The organism is Blautia sp. AF14-40, from assembly GCF_003479665.1.
GTDB classification, from domain to species: domain Bacteria; phylum Bacillota; class Clostridia; order Lachnospirales; family Lachnospiraceae; genus Fusicatenibacter; species Fusicatenibacter saccharivorans.
The window spans coordinates 45,333-64,447 of record NZ_QUHK01000012.1 but is presented as its reverse complement, the minus strand read 5'-3'; the positions used below and the strand labels follow the sequence as shown (position 1 = coordinate 64,447).

Here is a 19,115-nt window from a genome sequence, read left to right as displayed (position 1 = left end):
TGCTTATATTTATGTTTTAATCATTCAGTTCTGCTTATAATATACTAAGCAGGCGCAGAAATGTCAACCCATAATCAGCCAAAAGGTTCATTTAATTCTTCCGTTCCCGGCAGGACAAAGCGTCCGTCCTCAATGAGAGGGATCGTCGTTCCGTCTGCTTTTTCGACCGCAACCGACTGCAGTTCGCGGTACGGAATCGTGATGTCCGTGTGGCATCCGAAGTATGCTTTCGACGGATCTTCTTTCCGTTTTGCCGAAACCTCGTTCTCGCGCGCGATTACTTCTTTTCCGTCCGGGTTGTACATCGGGCTGTCCTCCGCCCAGGCGTAGCAGGTGTCGCCCATCGCAAAATGCGGGCCCATCTTCTCTGCGATCAGGATCGGCAGTTTTCCGGCGATGCCGTACTGCTCTGCCATCACGTACGCCGTCGTGTTCGTTCCGATGGCAAACTCACCGATCGGCAGCGTCCTGTGGTGATACAGCAGGTTTTCTTCTATATAAGTACGATTGTCCTCTTCTTTTTCGAAGTTTGCGCAGTCATACGCGGTGATCATGCCGTCAGTCAGCGTCAGGCAGAGATCGCGGTAATACAGCTCGTTCAGGTAGACTCCCGTCACATGGAGCACGCCTGTCGTGCCGGTAAGACTCGGGGAAGTAAAGACCTCTCCGACCGGAATATTGCAGTCGGCAACACAGTTCTCGAAATTCGTCTCTTTCGCAGGATCGTTCAGATGATGCAGCATCACGCGCAGATCCGTTCTGTTCTCTCCTTTTCCAAGCACATGCACGGAAACACCCTCGTCGAGCGCATCGATCAGGTACTGCTGGATGCGCTGGTATTTTTCGTAATCGAGCGTGTTGATCTTTACGATCTCACGGAAAATTTTTTCGTAGCGCGGATCGATCTCCGGCATCGGGTAGGCGATGATCGTGTAGCCGTACTCATCATCCTTGATATAGCGGTTTACAATCTGGCCCGCCTCGTTCTGGAAACCGACACGGAGCTTTTGCTGGCGCTCATTTAAGTGCAGTGCCTGTTTTTTATTTACTGGCTCAAACGGAACTTCGCCGAAGGTTTCCACCACGGCAGGGCCGGCATAGCCATCCGCCAGTTCTTTGTACTCGTCGTATTTCACCTGCATCGCGCGGAGCCGTCTCTTCACGAGATCCTCGTTGAGATACAGCGCCTCATCGTTCCGGTGATCGTAGTCATACTGCTTATTCGCAGACGCACCGGCAACCCACGTTCTCCGCGCGCCGCGGGAAATCACCGGCTCGAGTCCCATCTCGCGGAACTGTAATATTGCCGCACGGATCATGCGCTCAAAACCGATGTGGAAGCGGATGCTGACTGTCTTCTTTTTCGACAGATCTTTTCGCGCCACGAGAAAGCACTTGCGGAAGCCTTCTGTGTAGGTGCGTGCCATCGCGTCGATTTCTTCCTGGCTGAACGTATTTAAAAAGCGGGCTGTACCCTTCTCATTTTCGGTGATATATTCGCCGTACTGGTACAGATACCGCAGATCCGTCAGATCAGATTCCATCACAATATCCTTCACAAAGTGCAGCGACGGGTCGACGATTTCGCGCACCTGGTATTCCTGGCACTCCTCGGCATAATCGCTCACATACCAGTAAATGCTCTCTTTTACATACTGCGCGGACGGCAGCGTCTCCTCCTCGAACATCGCATACAACTCGAGATACAGCTCCATCGCCGCAGTCAGCTCCAGCAGGCGGTCCTCATAGACCCAGACAACAGCATTTCCCAGCTCCCGGTACAGGCAGCAGAGGCTCCTTCCATGCGTTTCACCAAGTGCCCGCACGGCAAACGCCGGGTTTCCGTAGGAGGTCTCATACCGCTCCCCGATCACATCTTCATACGGCTCGCGGTTAAAAACAGCCAGCTCTTCCTCGGATGCTGTTTTTAGATATCCTTCTGCGATTCTGCTCCGGATCTGGTCCATTTTGCAGAGGTACTGTGCCATCTGTGCAAAAAAATCGCGGTACGGCTGCGGAACGCTTTTTTCCGCCGGAATCTGGCGGATCCGCTCAATTGCAAGCGCATACCGCTCGTTTAATAATTCATCCGTCATAAAAAAATCCCTTTCTGTTTCTCTTTAACTGTTACGAGGGGCAGATCTGCCCCTCATTCTTCTTAACTTATTCCTGTTTTTCTTCCCGGTCGTCAATAATTTTTCCATCCCGGATACTCTGTTCGAGAATCTCTTCCATATAACTCCAGATCTCCTCGGAGCCGGTCGCCGTCTTCTCGTTTCGTTTTAACGGCTGGGAAATCCGCACATTGTGGCTGGTCCAGTCTTTTCCATCGTTCTCATGATTTAAAAGCAGCGGCTGGAAATTGTCCATCACATGGGCAAAGCGCGCTTCCGGTGTCTCATACGCTTCGAACTCGAGCCAGAGATCCATCAGCATTTTTCCCTGATCCTCCGGCAGCAGGCCGTAGATGCGCTCGGCCGCTTTGTGTTCTCTCTCGTCTTTTGTTTTGTTTGCCTCCGCGTCGTACGCATACGTGTCGCCTGCATCAATCTCCACGAGGTCGTGGATCAGCAGCATGAGCACCGTTCTGCCGATGTCGATTTTCTCATTCGAATATTCCTGCAGCAGAAATGCCATCACCGCCATGTGCCATGCGTGCTCCGCGTCGTCCTCCTGGCGCGAATAGCCGCGGATGTGCGTCTGGCGCAGGATCTGTTTTTCTTTATCAATCTCCAGAATAAAATTCAGCTGTTTTTCAAAACGTTCGCGATCCATCTTTTTCCCCTTTTCTTTTATATGTACTCCCGGAGTCTTTCTGTGCTTGATTTTACGAGAGTACATTTATCTCACACCGATCAGAAACAGTGCCAGCCATGCGACCAACATGCCGCCGCTCGTAATCGAGCCGAGAACCGACATTCTGTGGCTGACCTGTTCTTCTTTAAAGCTCTTCATTCCCACATAGAAGCCGTATCCCGACAGAAGGAATGAGAACAGTCCCGCTGCTCCGAGAAAAATGCCTCCGTTTCCGCGGAATGCAAACGATACGACCGAAGCCAGCAGAAACAGAAAGACCGAAGCACCTGCCATATAGAGAGCTTCCTTTCCGCCTTCCGACGGCTTCCGGACAAAATTGTAATTATACTTCTTCCTCGCCATATTTCCATCTCCTGAATTTATTGCAGATCAGGAATGCGCCGCAGCCGATCATGGCTCCAAGCGTATTCAGCATCAGATCATCTACATCAAAGCAGCCCACCTTCGTGATGAGCTGAATCGTCTCCACGCAGAGGCTGAACATAAAACCAAGAAGCGATACTTTCCAGAAACTCTCCATTTTTTTGTGCATCACCGGAACGATAAAGCCGAACGGCAGAAAACCGATCACATTGCCCGCCAGATTTAAAAATGCGGCAAGGAATCCCACCTTTTCGCGGTAAATCCAGAACCGTCTGATTTCCTGAAACGGCACCAGATTGTAACGGTAATCCAGTTCAAAAAAGTTTCTTCTCCCGTATTCTTCTGCAAAAAACAGAAAATAAACGAGCGCAAGAAGATACACCAGAAATAAAATCCGTCCCACAACGCGGATTCTGGCTTTCGTCTCCTGCTTCATCTTCGTTTCCCCTTTCTGCGTTGTTCTCCCCTCTGCTATCAGAAACGCCGGCATACCTCATCGGCGCACGCGCTTCCGAAATATCCCGGCATTTTTTCTTTTTGAAAGGCGCTTTTAGAACATGATTTCCCCGCGTCGTTTCAGCAGGCCTGCCCCGCTTACGATCATCAGAACACCGGTTGCCACGCCAACAACAACCAGTACGGCGCCCATAGCGATATTTCCGCCGCCGACACGTCCCATGGTTTTATAAATCTTTTCATTCATAGCGCAAAACTCCCTTTCCCGGTGTACCGCATCTTATTTCACGCCGTACTCCTCATAATATGCATCAATGGCAGCCTTCATCTTGTCATCGATCTGAATTTTGCCCTGGCATGGACGGTTGTACAGATACGTGATAACGTCCTCCATGGTTACAATGGCATTTGCCGGGAAGCCATAGGTTTCCTGGATTTCCTCGAGTGCGCTCTTATCGCCTTTTCCGCGCTCCATACGGTTTAAGGATACCATCAGACCTTTGATCTCCACATTGCCCTGTGCCTGGATGATCGGGAACGTCTCCTCGATGGATTTTCCGGAGGTGGTAACATCCTCGATGATGACAACGCGGTCGCCGTCTTTAATTTTGCTTCCAAGCAGCAGTCCTGCATCTCCACCGTGGTCTTTGGCTTCTTTCCGGTTGGAGCAGTAACGTACTTCCACACCGTAGAGATCATGAATCGCAATTGCTGTTACAACACTGAGCGGAATTCCTTTGTATGCCGGTCCGAACAGAACGTCAAAATCCAGCCCGTAGTTGTCATGGATTGCTTTTGCGTAATACTCGCCGAGACGTTTTAACTGGCTGCCGGTTACGTAAGCGCCTGCATTCATAAAGAACGGGGATTTTCTTCCGCTTTTCAGGGTGAACTCTCCAAATTTTAATACCTGGCTCTCGACCATGAATTCAATGAACTCTTTCTTATACTGTTCCATTTTATTTTCCTCCATATTTTCAGGGGAAGGCATCGGTTCTCGCATGCCGCCCGTTTTTACTTCTATTCTGTTCTATACTACCATAAACGCCTCTGTTTTTCCAGTCCAGACACAGGATTTCGCATAAAAAACATAAAATCCACACAAATAAATTTCATTCTCTGACGCAAAAAATCCCTCCGCCCAGAGAACGGAGGGATTTCGATATGTTTTCTTTTTAGAAATCTACTTCTGTATCATAGTAGCAGCATTTCAGCAGTTTTTCCATCTCTTCAACAGATGGCTGTCTCGGGTTGGATCCGGTGCAGGCATCGGCGATGGCATTTACAGCGATGTCGTGCAGTCTCTCCAGGAATACGTCTTCCGGAACGAAGCCCTGCTCGGTCGGATAGCTGTCTTTTCCGTAGTTCTTGATGCAGTGCGGAATGTTCAGTTTGTCGTTCATGCCGCGCAGATAGTCAATGAGGAGTTTTACTTTCTCTTCCGTTGTCTCGCCGCCAAGTTTCATCTCGTCAGCGATCACTGCATAACGTTTTGCTGCAGTCTCGTCTTTTGCGTTGAACGCGATAACCTTCGGCAGGTACATAGCGTTTGCTGCGCCGTGGATCAGGTGAGCGCCGTAATCAGCGAATGCTGCGCCTGTTTTATGTGCCATGGAGTGAACAATACCAAGAAGTGCATTGGAGAATGCCATACCAGCGAGGCACTGTGCGTTGTGCATGCTGTCACGTTTTGCCATATCTCCGTTGTAGGAATCTACCAGGTCTGCCTGAATCATCTTGATTGCATACAGTGCCAGCGGATCGGTGAAGTCACAGTTCGCGGTGGAAACGTATGCCTCGATTGCATGGGTCATAGCGTCCATACCGGTGTGAGCAACTAACTTTTGCGGCATCGTCTCTGCCAGATCCGGATCTACGATTGCAACGTCCGGCGTGATTTCGAAGTCTGCCAGCGGGTATTTGATACCTTTTTCATAGTCTGTGATAACTGCAAACGCGGTTACCTCGGTTGCTGTTCCGGATGTAGAAGAAATTGCACAGAAATGAGCTTTTCTGCGGAGTTTCGGCATTCCGAATACCTTGCACATTTCTTCGAAGGTGATGTCTGGATACTCGTATTTGATCCACATTGCTTTTGCTGCGTCGATCGGAGATCCGCCGCCCATTGCTACGATCCAGTCCGGCTGGAACTCTTCCATCGCTTTTGCTCCGCGCATAACAGTCTCGACTGACGGGTCAGACTCGATTCCCTCAAAAAGCTGTACTTCCATGCCGGCTTCTTTCAGGTAGTCTACTGCGCGATCCAGGAAACCGAAACGTTTCATGGAGCCGCCGCCTACACAGACGATTGCACGTTTTCCTTCAAATGTTTTCAGTGCCTCTAAAGCACCTTTTCCGTGGTATAAATCTCTTGGTAATGTAAATCTTGCCATTGTTCAGAACCCCTTTCTTGTTTTGCTTCTGATGGACAGCTCCGGCAGATCAGATCAGCAGAATTTCTGTTTTTCCTGCTCTCTGTTTGAGCCGCCTTTTGTCTTTTGTTTTCGACTTTGTTATTATTATAACAAACTTTTTCAGGGATTTCCAATACAAAAATGATATTTCCTGATGTCAATTATATATGTCTTATTTACTCCCGTGCCGCCCGCGATGCCTGTTTTTCACGGTACATCGCTCTTTTCCTCCAGCTTTCCACTTCCAGATAATTCCAGTTGTAAAGCCCCGTCAGTTTATCTTTATACTCCCACTCAGAAAAATCTGTCAAATTTCACCGCACACAATCACATTTAATTTTACATTTCACGAAAAAACACTCCCAACCACTTTCAGCGCCTCCGCCAGATCCTTCCGAAAATCCTCATCCCCTCTCCGCAGACTATTCACCCTGCACCCAAACACCCTCTCATGCCCCGTACAGTGCAGATACCTGCCGTCCCCCAGATACATCCCCACATGCCCCCTCCAGAACAGCAGATCCCCGGCCTTCGCCCGTTCCTCCACCAGACACATCTCCTCCCCTTCTCTCCAGATCGCTTTCATCGGATACCCTTCCCTGATATCCGCATCCCGCCAAATCAAAACCCCATTCATCAAATACACCATAAACACCACACCCGAACAGTCAATCCCATCCGCCGCCTTCCCGCCCCACCGGTACTGGCATCCAAGATACCCCTTCGCACACTCCACAACCTTCCTCCGAAACTTCTCTTCCGACCACCCCTCCGGAATCCCCTGCTCCACAAAAAACCTCTCTTCCGATTTTCCCCACAAAAACCGATCCGAATCCAGTCTTTTTCTTAATGCCACCTCCGGCACAAACCCACTGATCCCATTCGCCAGTTTCACCCTGCAATACCCATTCTCCGTCTCCTCCATTTTCTCCACAAAACACCCCCGTCCCAGCGTCTCCAACATCCGCGCCTGCACCCGCGCTCCCCTCATCACATCCGCAAACCCGCGTGTCACCACATACGTATTCCCTGCCTTTTCCCTCTCCTCCATCCACTCCCGGCTTTTCTCTTCAATCAAATTCCTCTCCATCCACCCCCGATACCCATAATGCGTCCAAACCTCAATCCACTCCCCCTCATCTTCCCACATCACGCTCCATCCAAAAAACACCTCATCAACCACATCAACCCCATTCTCCTCATACAAAAACGCCCGCTTCACTTTAATGATCCCATACTTCATCTCACATACCACCTTCCATTTTCTATATACTATGCACCCACCACAACACTCTCACGCCGATCCGCCCCCGGCGGATCCAGACCTACTTCGTTCCAACTCCACACAACCAGACCTCACTGGAATTTGCGCCTGCCGTGTGGCGGGCATAGAAAAAGAGGGCAGAAACTGTGAGCCCGGAACAGGTGCAGGAAAATGGGATGGTTCCCGTTTCCCTGTGCCCATTCTGAGCCACAGTTCCGCCCTCTTTTTCTCGCCCGCCGCACCACAGATGCGAAGCCGCTCGAGGCCGTCCGTCTTATCTCACCGCCCCGATCAGCGAATTAATATCGTCAACCTTATGCCTTCTCATATACTCTTCGATACCGCGAACCGTTTCAACAGTCGCATACGGATTAAAGAAATTCGCCGTCCCAATCGAAACCGCCGTAGCCCCCGCCAGAATAAACTCCAGCGCATCCTCCGCCGACGCAATACCGCCCATACCAATAATCGGCACTTTCACTGCCTGCGCCACCTGATACACCATCCGCACCGCAATCGGCTTCACCGCCGGCCCCGACATACCGCCAGTCTTATTCGCAATCGCAAACTTCTGCCGTTCAATATCAATCTTCATCCCAGTAAGCGTATTGATCAGCGACAGCACATCCGCCCCGCCGGCTTCCGCAGCCCGCGCCATCTCCGTAATATCCGTCACATTCGGGCTCAATTTCATAATAATCGGCTGCTTCGCATATTTTTTAACTTCTCTGGTGATCGCCTCCACCGCCTTCGGATCCTGTCCAAACGCAATACCGCCCTCCTTCACATTCGGGCACGAAATATTAATCTCCAGCAGATCCACCGGCTCCGAAGTCAATCGCTCCACAACCTCACAGTAATCCTCCGTCGTCCGTCCACACACATTCACCACAATCTTCGTGTCAAACTGTTTCAAAAACGGAATATCCCTCTCACAGAACACATCAATACCAGGATTCTGCAGCCCGATCGCATTCAGCATTCCGCCGTAAACCTCCGCAATACGCGGCGTCGGATTCCCCGGCCACGGCACATTCGCAACACCCTTCGTCACAACCGCGCCAAGCTCCTTCAAATCCACAAACTCACTGTACTCCGCGCCGGAGCCAAACGTACCAGATGCCGTCATAACCGGATTCTTCAGTTCCACACCCGCCAGATTCACACTTGTCTTCATCGCTTTTTCTCCTCCTCGCGTCACTTACAGCTCAATTTCCGTACTTAAAAAGACCGGTCCGTCCTTGCAGATCCGCTTGTTGTGCACATGTGAATGACCATCCACCTCAGTCGACTGGCAGACACACGCAAGACATGCGCCAACGCCGCACGCCATCTTCTCTTCCATCGAAATCCAGCATGGAATTCCCTTTTCCAGACCGTACGCCTTAATCGCACGCAGCATCGGAGCCGGACCGCAGGCAAAAATTACATCTGCTTCCAGATGATCCTCGCGCACCGCATCCATCACATTGCCCTTCACACCGGCACTTCCGTCCTCCGTTGCAATATGAAGATCGCCTGCCGCAGCAAACTCCTCATTTAAGAACAACTCATCGCGGTAACCACAGCAGATGATCGTGTCCGTTCCAAGATCCTTCGCCGTCTGCAGCATCGGCGGAACACCGATACCGCCGCCCATCAGCATCACACGTTTTCCCTTACCTTCCTCGATCGGGAATCCATTTCCAAGCGGCCCTAAAATATCAACCTCATCCCCCGCTTTCAGATGCGAAAACTCCTCCGTTCCTGCACCTGCCACACGGTAGACAATCCGAAGTCTTCCTCCCTCTCGGTCGATCTCACAAAGAGAAATCGGACGCGGCAGAAGACGGCTGCCGTCTTTCGAAAACAGAGAAATAAACTGGCCGGCCTTCGCCTCTTTCGCAATCACTTTCGTGGAAATCCACATACTGTAAATTCCTTTTGCAATGCACTCCTGACTTTCCACAGTACAGCATTCCTTGATTTTCATAAGCTGAACACTCCTTTTATTTTCTTGAATCGGCGAAAAGCCCAAAATATCCTCCGGCGGACATAACATCTACCCGGCAGACCTTCTGAGCTTTTCACCCTGTATTCTTATTTTGCAGCAGCAAGCGCCCCGCTGATATCCTCAACCATATCCTTTACAGCTGCTCTCGAAGCATCCGCAAAGTTCTCAGTGCCAAACTCGGCATATTTTTCCTGTTTGTAAGCAGCGATAATACCTCTCGAAGAGTTTACGATTGCACCCAGTCCGTCCTCATTGAAGAAGTGAACGAGGTCTTTTCCTTTTCCGCCCTGTGCACCGTAGCCCGGTACCAGGATGTAGGATTTCGGCATTACCTTACGCAGCACCTTGCCCATCTCCGGGTACGTAGCGCCGACAACAGCTCCCACATAGCTGTAATCATCGCCCATGTGTTCCTCGCCCCACGCGGCAACCTGCTCACCGACCCACTCATACAACGGACGTCCGTCGATGATGCGGTCCTGGAACTCGCCGCTGGACGGGTTCGAGGTTTTTACCAGAACAAAGATACCTTTTTTCTCCTCTTTGCAGACCTTGATGAACGGTTTTACGCCGTCAGATCCAAGATACGGATTGACAGTTGCAAAATCCTCATGGAATCCGGCGTAGGATTTGCTTCCCACCTGCACGTGACCGAGGTGGCCGACTGCATACGCCTCAGAAGTAGAACCGATATCACCTCGTTTGATATCGCCGATGACAACGAGACCCTTTTCCTGGCAGTAGGAAACGGTCTTCTCATATGCTGCCATTCCCGGAACGCCGAACTGCTCATACATGGCAACCTGCGGTTTTACAGCCGGAATCAGATCGTATGTTGCGTCGACAATCGCTTTATTGAACTGCCAAACGGCCTCTGCAGCTCCTTCAAGTGTCTCTCCGTACTCGGCAAATGCCTTTTTCTGTACGTGCTCCGGCACATAGTTCAGCATCGGGTCCAGACCTACGACGATCGGTGCATTTGTTTTTTTAATGTTTGCAATCAGTTTGTTAATCATCTGCTTACTCTCCCTCTTCTTTCTTTTCTTATAGAAATTACTCAGCTTCGTATACAATCTTGCCGCCGCATACGGTAGCCATAACTTTTCCTTTGACTTTCTTGCCGCCGAACGGAGTGTTTTTGCCCTTGGAAACAAACTCCTTCGGATCGATCACATACTCTGCTTCCGGATCGATGACAACCACATCGGCGTCCATGCCAGGTGCAAGAGAACCTTTCTTGTCCAGGTGCAGGATTTTTGCCGGATTGTAGCTCATCTTCTCCGCCATCTGCATCGGGGTGATGATCTCGGTATCCACAAGTTCGGTGATGGTAAGAGCCACGCTCGTCTCCAGTCCGACGATGCCGAACGGAGCTTTCTTGAAGGACTCCTGTTTCTCGGTCAGCGCATGCGGTGCATGATCGGTGCTGATGACATCGAAGACATCGTCTTTCAGACCCTGGCGCAGTGCCTCGAGATCCTCTTTCGTACGGAGCGGCGGATTCATCTTGTAGTTGGTGTCGCCCTTTACGATGTCGTCGCTGCAGAGGGTAAAGTGATGCGGGCAGACCTCGGCGGAAATCGAAACGCCGGCCTTTCTCGCCTCACGCACCATATCCACGCTCTCTTTGGTCGAGCAGTGACACAGATGCAGGTGTGCACCTGTCTCTGCGGCAAGTACGATATCTCTTGCAACAATCGTGTTCTCTACGGAGTTTGTGATGCCCGGCAGATGCCACTCTCTCGAGTTTGCATCCTCATTCATGCAGCCGCCGTTTACGAGGTTCTTGTCCTCGCAGTGAGCCAGCACCGGAATGTTTTTCTCTGCGGCAATCTCCATGGCCTCTTTGTAGAGCAGCGCGTTCATAACGGATTTTCCGTCCTCGCTGATCGCCGGGATGCCGGCTTTTACCATGCCCTCGATATCGGCGAGCTCTTCACCCTTCTGTCCTACTGTGATGGCGCCTGCCTGCAGTACATTAATCGGAGAAAAACGGTCTGCTTTGATCGTTACATAGTTGACGCGGTCCGGGCTGTCGATGACCGGTTTTGTATTCGGCATCGCTACCAGCGTTGTCACGCCTCCTTTTGCTGCTGCTTTCGAACCGCTTTCAATATCTTCTTTATATGTCTGCCCCGGGTCGCGGAGATGTACATGCATATCGATGATGCCAGGCATTACATAGCAGCCTTTTGCATCTATTACCTGCGCATCTTTTACGCGGATTCCTTTTTCAACCCGTGTAATAACGCCGTTTTCGATCAGAACATCACTGATTTCGTCTTTTTGGGTGGCCGGGTCGATGACCTGTCCATTTTTGATTAAGATACTCATCTTACGTTCTCTGATCCTTTCTTTTCTTCTGGCCGTCGTCCGACCATTTATTCCTTTTTATAATACACGAAATCTTTCCTGAAATAAAGAGTTTTTTCTTGACTTTTTTGATTTGCAAGATTATAATGGTCTCAATCGAGAAGATGTTGAGATGTAATACGTGGTCACTAGCTATTAGAGATTATATTAGCATTCACCTTCAATATAATCTGTAATAGCTAGTGAATTTTTTTATCAAAAGTTCACTCGCTTATGGGGGAACATATGCATTCCCACATCATGCTTATTTTTTAATTTTATGGAGGTAACTCACAATGAACAAGGGAACAGTGAAATGGTTTAACGCAGAGAAGGGCTATGGCTTCATCACAGGCGAAGACGGAAACGATGTATTCGTACATTTCTCCGCTATCCAGGGTGAAGGATTCAAAACTCTTGACGAAGGTCAGGCGGTTACTTACGATCTTACCGAGGGTGCTCGCGGAATGCAGGCTTCCAACGTTGTTAAATGCTAATTAACCATAAGCGAAAGGCCGGGGGATGTATGTCCTCCGGTTTTTTAATTTACGCGGGCAACGAGCCAAAGTCCGTGCCTGCACGAGACCTTGGCGACTGCCGCGATAACTTGAGAAACTCGCGGAGCGTGTTTCTCATAGTTTTTTCTATAGCAAGACCCGAAAATAATGCAAAAAAGGCAGTGCTGCAGAGCGCGAATTGCAAGGAACAGATTTGAAGGCGTACCGGGGTACGACGAAAATCTGTGACGCAGTAATTCACGCTCTGCGGTGCTGAATTTTTTGCATTATTTTCGGGGATTGCTATAAATCTCTATAACAAAAGCGCTTATCACTCCGGGATTTTCCCGTCTGTGGTAAGCGCTTTTACTTTCTTTAACAATTCTGCTTATTCCGCTGTACTTTCGCTGATGGAATCTGCTGTGCTGTCACTTGCCGTATCTGCTGTGCTGTCCGAAGATGTATCGGAAGCATCAGAGCTGTCGCTGGTGTCATCTGCACTGCTGTCGCTGGATGTGTTGGTCTCGCTCAGATAATTCTGAATATCCGTCACGTTCATCGTTGTGGTTTCTGTCGTGCGGTTCGCCTTTTTCTCTGCTACCGAGTTCTGGTAAACAGCAACGGAGAACCAGCCGATCAGGGTAGCCAGAACAACGACGAAAGCGGTAACTTCCAGTCTCGTGATCCATCTTTCACGTCTCATGATTTTCTCACGGTTCGCTTTTTCCTTTTTATAGCGGTCAACTTTTTCCTGACTCATGGTTCTACTTCTCCTTTGATTTCTAAAAAGTGCTCGGCGGCACTTTCAAACATGTTGAAAATTATACTACATTTTCAACAAAAAGGGAAGAGAAAAGTTATAATGCAATGATAATTCCGCCGTCATTTGCATACATACTGCTGACGCCCTGGGTATCGAGTACGAAGACATCCTGTACCGCAAGGCGCTCCAGAAGGGCTTCTTTTACCATCTCGGCGCGCTCCGGGCAGTTGCAATGAGAGATGGCAAGCGTTTTGTTTTCTACATGCTGTGCGTCATTTACAATGGCATCGACCATTTTCATCAGTGCTTTGTTGATGCCGCGCGCCTGATCGAGCTGTACGATATCGCCCTCCGATGTGGCTCCCATAACCGGTTTGATCTTAAGCGCGGATGCAACAAGTGCTTTTGTTTTGGAAAGGCGCCCGTTTTTCCGCAACGTTTCGAGATTTTCCAGCACAAAATAGGTATGCTGTGTGCTGATGTAGAGTTCTACTGTCTCAACTACACGTTCAAAGCTCATACCGGCTTCTTCACACTCCACGATTTTTTTCACAATCAGTGTCTCACCGATGGATGCACTTCTGGAATTAAACACATGAATTTTCAGATCCTCATCTTCTTCCTGTGCCAGGTTGGCTCCAAGCACTGCACTGTTATAAGATCCGCTGAGCTGTGCGGAAAGCGTTACCGCATAGCAGTGCTTTGCCCCGTTCAGAAATGCCGTGCGGAAATACTCCGGAGACGGGCATGCGGATTTTGGGCATTCCGGGCACTCCGCCACTTTTCTTAGGAATGACTTCTGATCAAATGTTTCGTCATCCAGAATGGATTCGCCGCCGACTTCCAGTGTCAGCGGTGCAATTTCAATATTTCCTCTTTTTTTCATATCTGCTGTCAGTTCACAGCAGCTGTCTGCAACAATGTGAAAACTCATATATTTTGTCCCTCCAAACTTGATTCCGCTTTTTCTCACTGCGGACGTTTCGTATTTCCAATCACCGCTCTTTTTCAAACCTTCCTGAACTAGGGACGAATTCGACACAGTGAATTTTTTGATATTTTGTCATGTAGTTTTGATAACTACATTTTATCATAACACACTTAGTGCTCCATTGCAAAAAGTTTTTTCCCAATAAAAGTTTTTCCGTTAAAAGTTTTTTCCTTTTCTTGTCGCACTCCCCTTTTTGCGGTATACTACGGTCATACGGCTTTTTTGTTTATGGATATTTTTCCATTGCTTATTTTCAGGAGGTGGTACGTATGGAATGGACTTTTTCGGATTCGGTCCGGCTTTCCCTGCTTTCGTTTTCGGAAGCTTCCAAAGCCTGCGCGGCGCTGCCCGGATTTTCTCTTTTCCGGCGCAGTCTGCAGCCGGAGCGCATCGAATACTGCCGCGCAGAGCTGCTGCCTGACTGCCTGGTCGGATCGCTTGCCGTCCCGGACAAGACGCATCCGCTTCACCTTGCATTCTCGCTTGCGTTTTATCTCGACCGGGGGCAGCTTATTCTGGCAGCCGACGAACAGACACTTCCGGCTTTGCAGAGCCTCCTCTTCCCGGAAGAACCGCTCGATACTTCCGATGTCTTCCACCTGTTTTTCTCGTTTCTGGAATCGCTGATCCAGGAGGATATGCTCTATCTGCAGAATTTTGAGAAGCGCCTCGCGACAATCGAGGAGTCTCTTCTCGACACTCTGCCAAAAGAGCTGCAGCGGACCCTGATCACGATTCGTCGGGAGCTGCTCGTGTTCCATGCCTATTACCAGCAGCTTCTCGACATGTGCGAAATACTCTCCGAGGACGAAAATCACTTTCTTCCCCCGGAATGCGCCCGTCAGTTTTCGCGCCTTGGAAACCGCGTGGACCGTTTGTACGACCACACCCAGATGCTGCGGGAGTACGCCCTGCAGATCCGCGAGATGCAGCAGGCGCAGATCGACCTGCGTCAGAACGATACGATGCGGATTCTGACGGTCGTCTCGACGATCTTTTTCCCGCTTTCCCTGATCGCCGGCTGGTACGGCATGAATTTTACGCATATGCCTGAGCTTTCTGCCCCGTATGCGTACTTCATCCTGATCGGCGTCTGTATTCTCATTGTTGCTGTTGAAATTTGGTATTTTAAAAAGAAAGGCTGGTTTTAACTACGGATGATTATCCTGCAGATTACACAGTTAAAGAATTTTATGAACACTCTGCTCCGTCTCGAGACATTTGACCGCTTTCCCGTCTCCGAGGCGTCGATCACAACGTTTACGACGTTCTCCATCGACGGCAGTCTTCACACGGACTTTTTCGATCCCGATGACGCGCAGCTCTTAAAAGAAAAAGGGCGGACGCGGCTTCTCTGGAAAGATGTGAAATCGTTCTGCTATTCCGTCATCAAAGGAAAACGGACACCCCTGCAGTTCAAATTTGTGTTTCAGCTTCCGCAGGCGGCGTGCGAAAAAATGATCGCGGACCATGCGCTGCCGCTGGAAATAGAGAACGTGTTTGGATGCTTTCTGAATTTTCAGTATAAGGACGGAAAACTCTTACTTACCACCGGAACTTCCCTCAAAATCTTTACGATGGACAAGTCGCTCGACCGCGTCTTCGATGAGGAAGTCCGCCAGTTTCTGCTGAAAAATGAAATTGCATTTGAAGAACAGATATAAAGACAAAATACTTATTTAGAAAGGTTCTCTTTTTATGAATCAGATTATTATGTGGATCATGGCAGTCGGCGCGGTACTCGGCGGTGTCGACCGGATCGCTGGCAATCGCTTCGGACTTGGAAAACGGTTTGAGGAGGGCTTTACGCTGCTTGGACCGACGGCACTTTCCATGTCGGGCATCATCTGCCTCACCCCGCTGCTCTCCCGCTTTCTCCGTTTCGCCCTCGTTCCCATCTGGAACTTTTTGGGGCTGGATGCGGGACTTCTCGCCGGCATTCTCGCCATTGACATGGGCGGCTACCAGCTCGCCGGAGAGCTTTCGGCATCGCAGGAGATGGTGCGCTACGCAGGACTTGTGATTGCGGCGACGCTTGGCTGTACCATCACCTTTACGATTCCGGTCGGCATGGGAATGCTGAAAAGCGGCGACCGCCTCTTTTTCTCCCGCGGCATGCTGATCGGCACGGGCACGCTTCCCGTCACGATGATCGTCGGCGGACTGCTCTCAGGACTCTCTTTTCTGCAGATCGTACTTCAGTCGCTCCCGGTGCTCCTCTTCTGCTTTCTGCTGATGTTCGGCATCTGGCGTTTTCCGGAGCAGACCGTGCGCGCGTTCACGGTATTTGCAGATGTGATCCGGCTTCTGACGACGATCGGCCTCATCGCGGGCGCGTTCTGCTATATGACCGGCTTTTCGCTGCTCCCGGACCTTGCGCCGCTGGAGGACGCGATGGCGGTCGTCTCGTCCATCGGCATTGTACTGCTCGGCAGCCTTCCGACGGCGGAGCTTTTACAGCGGGTGCTCAAAAAGCCGCTCTCTTTTATTGGAAGAAAAACCGGCATGAACGACAGCAGTGCCGCCGGTCTTCTGATGGGCATTGTCAGCCCTGTTCCGGCGATCACAATGATGGAAAAAATGGACGAGCGCGGAAAGATTGTAAACGCAGCTTTCCTCGTCTCCGCCGCATCGACCATCGCCGCACATATGGGATTTACGTTCGGCACCGATCCTGATTTTGTCGTGCCGCTTCTCGTTGCAAAGCTCGCTGGAGGCATCGCCGCCGTCTGTGCCGCACTGTTTTTCACGAAGAAATCTGCTTATAGCAAGACCAGAAAATAACGCAAAAAAGGCAGTGCTGCAGGGCGCGAATTACAAGGAACGGATTTGAAGGCGTACCGGGGTACGACGAAAATCCGTGACGCAGTAATTCACGTTCTGCAGTGCTGGATTTTTTGCATTATTTTCTGGAATTGCTATAATTGTTTGAGAGCATACATAGCAACGCAATAAGACCTGCGCCGTTTGAAAGCGCAGGTCTTATTGCATTTCTTACTTATTTTCTATTTCTTATTTCACCATATCCTCTTTGATAATTCCATGCTCTTTTAAGAGATCTCCAACTACATTTCCATCTACCAGTTTCAGCAGAGGTTTTTTCAGCAGGTTGAGCGGTCCAGGAAGCTCGATTTCCAGCGGAGATTTTCCATCCATCAGTTTCACGGAGCTGTCCAGCAGATCGCGAATATCGTAAACGCTGCCCCATACTTCCGGCACGCCGCGGTCTACGCCGAGGAGTCCGTAAACAGCTTCCATTGCGGTACGAACGGAATACTCTGTCGTGAAGATGGTATCTCTTGGTGTCTCAGCGAACTGTCCGAGGAATGCGAAGTTGACGCAGCCATCCGGGATGACATCCGGGCGGTCGCCCTTTCTTCGTGGCATAAAGAATGCGGTGATATACGGCATCATGGTCGGTACGCAGACAGCGCTGTTCTCTGCCAGCTCCGGAATCTGGTCAACCGGCACGCCGAGGTGGTACAGCCACTCTTCGGTGATCTCTTTACCAGTGCACTCTTTCATCGGTTTCTTCACATAGTCGCCAGGTACGTCGGTGAACAGGCTGTAAACCCATACACATACCTTATCTTTATCCTGCTCTTTGAACTGTCCCTGACGGTTGATGGTCCAGCTTAAAAGCCACTTGGAATCCTGGCAGCTTACGATACCGCCGGTAACAACCTTTCCGGTTCTCGGATCACGTTTGCAGATATTGGTGATATACGGAATGATCTTATTGTCGAGAGTGGTAATTGTTGCGGATTCCCAGTTTGTCTTTGCAATATCGGAGCAGAATTTCTCCGGATGTCCAAAGGACGGATCCTGTTTTGCAATGTTTTTCCACAGGCTCCAGCAGCCGCTCGTGCGGACCTCTGCATCACCGTTCGGTGCATGGTTCTGATCGCCGTAGATCGTGCCTTCGGTGCAGCTTCCGTTGGTAACGAAGACGAGGTCATTCTCGGTGAGAACGATGCCTTTCTCGACGCCGTTTACCTTGCACTCAATGGCTTTTGCTACTTTCTTTCCATCGTTGATTTCAAAGATAACGTTGGTTACTTCGGTATTGAACTGGAAGTCTACGCCGGCATCCTCGAGGTATTTCTTCATCGGAAGAATCAGGGATTCATACTGGTTGTACTTCGTGAATTTCAGTGCGGAGAAGTCCGGCAGTCCGCCGATGTGGTGAATGAACCGCTGGAAGTACAGCTTCATCTCCAGTGCACTATGCCAGTTTTCAAATGCGAACATCGTTCTCCAGTACAGCCAGAAGGTGGAATTGAAGACTTCATCATCGAAAACATCCTCGATCGTCTTGTCGTACAGATCCTCGTCTCTTGTCATGAAGAGTTTCATGATCTCCATGCAGCCTTTCTGGCTCAGGTTGAACTTTCCGTCGGTATGGGCATCCTCGCCGCGGTTCTTCGTTGCACGGCACAGGGAGTAGTTCGGGTCTTTTTTGTTCAGCCAGTAATACTCATCAAGAACGGATACACCAGGTGTCTCAATTGACGGGATGCTGTGGAACAGATCCCACAGGCACTCGAAGTGGTTTTCCATCTCACGGCCGCCTCTCATGATGTAGCCGCGGGTCGGATCGTAGATACCGTCGCAGGCACCGCCGGCGATGTCCATGGCTTCCAGAATGTGGATGTGATCGCCTTTCATCTGGCCGTCTCTTACAAGGAAGCACGCTGCTGCGAGGGCTGCGAGGCCGCTTCCTACGAGGTATGCGCTCTTCTCATCGACGCCTTCCGGTTTTTCCGGTCTTGCGAAGGCTTCGTAGTTTCCGTTGGTGTAATAAATGCCTTTGCTGTTTTTCTTATCTTTTCCGCGCTCGGTGTTGCGGTAATCATTCTTTGGTTCTGATGTTACAGTGGTTGTCTCCGCTGCTTTTTTTGCTTCACTCTTGTTTTTTGCCTGCAGCACTGCTGCTCCAGCTCCGATGACTGCTGCTGATGCGATTCCGAATTTTAATCCTTTTTTTGACATAGACGTTCATCCTTTCTTTTCTAAATACGACTGCCGGAATGTTTTTTCGAATTTCCGGTTTGTATAGGTTATGCTGCTTTCTTTGTTTTACAAGTTTCTATTTGTGTTGCCATTGTCTGTTGACAATTTGAATCTTACTTCATTTTTCCCCGCTTTTCCATTTACAAAACAGGGCGGATGATTAAATTTTTATCATCCGCCCTGTTTTGTAAA

The 19,115-nt window shown here is 50.0% G+C and carries 20 protein-coding genes; 4 read left to right on the top strand and 16 right to left on the bottom strand.

Annotation, left to right across the window (positions count from 1 at the left end; genetic code table 11):
• Positions 1–74 precede the first annotated feature (74 nt).
• The 13 genes from DWW13_RS10340 to DWW13_RS10290 all read right to left on the bottom strand — a co-directional run bounded on the left by DWW13_RS10340 (position 75) and on the right by DWW13_RS10290 (position 11,641).
• Complete coding sequence (locus DWW13_RS10340; RefSeq protein WP_118720037.1) at positions 75–2,096, bottom strand: aminopeptidase; 2,022 nt, start codon at positions 2,094–2,096, stop codon at positions 75–77.
• 67 nt (positions 2,097–2,163) lie between these two features.
• Positions 2,164–2,775 carry an HD domain-containing protein gene (locus tag DWW13_RS10335; RefSeq protein WP_118720035.1) on the bottom strand — a complete coding sequence of 204 codons (612 nt, stop codon included), beginning with the start codon at positions 2,773–2,775 and terminating at the stop codon, positions 2,164–2,166.
• 66 nt (positions 2,776–2,841) lie between these two features.
• A complete protein-coding gene (locus tag DWW13_RS10330) occupies positions 2,842–3,159 on the bottom strand; it encodes a hypothetical protein (RefSeq protein WP_022462010.1) in 318 nt (105 codons plus the stop codon).
• Complete coding sequence (locus tag DWW13_RS10325) at positions 3,140–3,616, bottom strand: VanZ family protein (RefSeq protein WP_055221318.1); 477 nt, start codon at positions 3,614–3,616, stop codon at positions 3,140–3,142. Before DWW13_RS10325 ends, DWW13_RS10330 begins: the two co-directional genes overlap by 20 nt.
• 114 nt (positions 3,617–3,730) lie before the next feature.
• On the bottom strand, positions 3,731–3,883 hold the full coding sequence (locus tag DWW13_RS19025) for a hypothetical protein (protein WP_055221261.1): 153 nt from the start codon (positions 3,881–3,883) through the stop codon (positions 3,731–3,733).
• 33 nt (positions 3,884–3,916) lie between these two features.
• Positions 3,917–4,594: an orotate phosphoribosyltransferase gene (gene pyrE, locus DWW13_RS10320; RefSeq protein WP_117802627.1), complete on the bottom strand. Its 678-nt coding sequence runs from the start codon at positions 4,592–4,594 to the stop codon at positions 3,917–3,919.
• 217 nt (positions 4,595–4,811) lie between these two features.
• Positions 4,812–6,029: an iron-containing alcohol dehydrogenase gene (locus DWW13_RS10315; RefSeq protein ID WP_055227104.1), complete on the bottom strand. Its 1,218-nt coding sequence runs from the start codon at positions 6,027–6,029 to the stop codon at positions 4,812–4,814.
• Between the two features lie 197 nt (positions 6,030–6,226).
• Positions 6,227–6,361, bottom strand: a complete 135-nt coding sequence (locus tag DWW13_RS19750; RefSeq protein ID WP_278309100.1) for a hypothetical protein — start codon at positions 6,359–6,361, stop codon at positions 6,227–6,229.
• A gap of 35 nt (positions 6,362–6,396) precedes the next feature.
• Complete coding sequence (locus tag DWW13_RS10310; RefSeq protein WP_118720033.1) at positions 6,397–7,293, bottom strand: C40 family peptidase; 897 nt, start codon at positions 7,291–7,293, stop codon at positions 6,397–6,399.
• 295 nt (positions 7,294–7,588) lie between these two features.
• Positions 7,589–8,491 carry a dihydroorotate dehydrogenase gene (locus DWW13_RS10305; protein WP_022462000.1) on the bottom strand — a complete coding sequence of 301 codons (903 nt, stop codon included), beginning with the start codon at positions 8,489–8,491 and terminating at the stop codon, positions 7,589–7,591.
• A 24-nt stretch (positions 8,492–8,515) separates the two neighbouring features.
• On the bottom strand, positions 8,516–9,286 hold the full coding sequence (locus tag DWW13_RS10300) for a dihydroorotate dehydrogenase electron transfer subunit (RefSeq protein WP_022461999.1): 771 nt from the start codon (positions 9,284–9,286) through the stop codon (positions 8,516–8,518).
• A gap of 107 nt (positions 9,287–9,393) precedes the next feature.
• Entirely contained in the window at positions 9,394–10,323 is a 930-nt protein-coding gene (pyrF, locus tag DWW13_RS10295) for an orotidine-5'-phosphate decarboxylase (protein ID WP_022461998.1), read from the bottom strand.
• A 37-nt stretch (positions 10,324–10,360) separates the two neighbouring features.
• Positions 10,361–11,641, bottom strand: a complete 1,281-nt coding sequence (locus tag DWW13_RS10290) for a dihydroorotase (RefSeq protein WP_022461997.1) — start codon at positions 11,639–11,641, stop codon at positions 10,361–10,363.
• Positions 11,642–11,955: 314 nt separating this feature from the next.
• Here DWW13_RS10290 and DWW13_RS10285 point away from each other — a divergent pair, with 314 nt between their 5' ends.
• Positions 11,956–12,156 carry a cold-shock protein gene (locus DWW13_RS10285; RefSeq protein ID WP_022461996.1) on the top strand — a complete coding sequence of 67 codons (201 nt, stop codon included), beginning with the start codon at positions 11,956–11,958 and terminating at the stop codon, positions 12,154–12,156.
• Between the two features lie 388 nt (positions 12,157–12,544).
• On the opposite strand, the gene DWW13_RS10280 is transcribed toward DWW13_RS10285, so the two are convergent.
• Both DWW13_RS10280 and DWW13_RS10275 read right to left on the bottom strand, forming a co-directional pair.
• Positions 12,545–12,916, bottom strand: coding sequence for a hypothetical protein (locus DWW13_RS10280; protein ID WP_117509733.1), 372 nt, complete (start codon positions 12,914–12,916; stop codon positions 12,545–12,547).
• Positions 12,917–13,013: 97 nt separating this feature from the next.
• The gene (locus DWW13_RS10275) at positions 13,014–13,853 is read right to left on the bottom strand and encodes a DegV family protein (RefSeq protein ID WP_022461994.1); all 840 of its coding nucleotides are present in this window, start codon (positions 13,851–13,853) and stop codon (positions 13,014–13,016) included.
• Between the two features lie 326 nt (positions 13,854–14,179).
• Between DWW13_RS10275 and DWW13_RS10270 the strand changes: the two genes are divergently transcribed.
• From DWW13_RS10270 to DWW13_RS10260, 3 genes are read left to right on the top strand one after another with little or no spacing between them, the layout of a single operon-like run.
• Positions 14,180–15,061: a magnesium transporter CorA family protein gene (locus tag DWW13_RS10270; protein ID WP_022461993.1), complete on the top strand. Its 882-nt coding sequence runs from the start codon at positions 14,180–14,182 to the stop codon at positions 15,059–15,061.
• Positions 15,062–15,067: 6 nt separating this feature from the next.
• Positions 15,068–15,574 carry a DUF5721 family protein gene (locus DWW13_RS10265; RefSeq protein ID WP_055221274.1) on the top strand — a complete coding sequence of 169 codons (507 nt, stop codon included), beginning with the start codon at positions 15,068–15,070 and terminating at the stop codon, positions 15,572–15,574.
• 34 nt (positions 15,575–15,608) lie between these two features.
• On the top strand, positions 15,609–16,694 hold the full coding sequence (locus DWW13_RS10260) for an ethanolamine utilization protein EutH (RefSeq protein WP_022461991.1): 1,086 nt from the start codon (positions 15,609–15,611) through the stop codon (positions 16,692–16,694).
• A gap of 228 nt (positions 16,695–16,922) precedes the next feature.
• Here the strand turns inward: DWW13_RS10260 and DWW13_RS10255 are convergent, their stop codons facing one another.
• A complete protein-coding gene (locus tag DWW13_RS10255) occupies positions 16,923–18,902 on the bottom strand; it encodes an oleate hydratase (RefSeq protein WP_117509736.1) in 1,980 nt (659 codons plus the stop codon).
• Positions 18,903–19,115 lie beyond the last annotated feature (213 nt).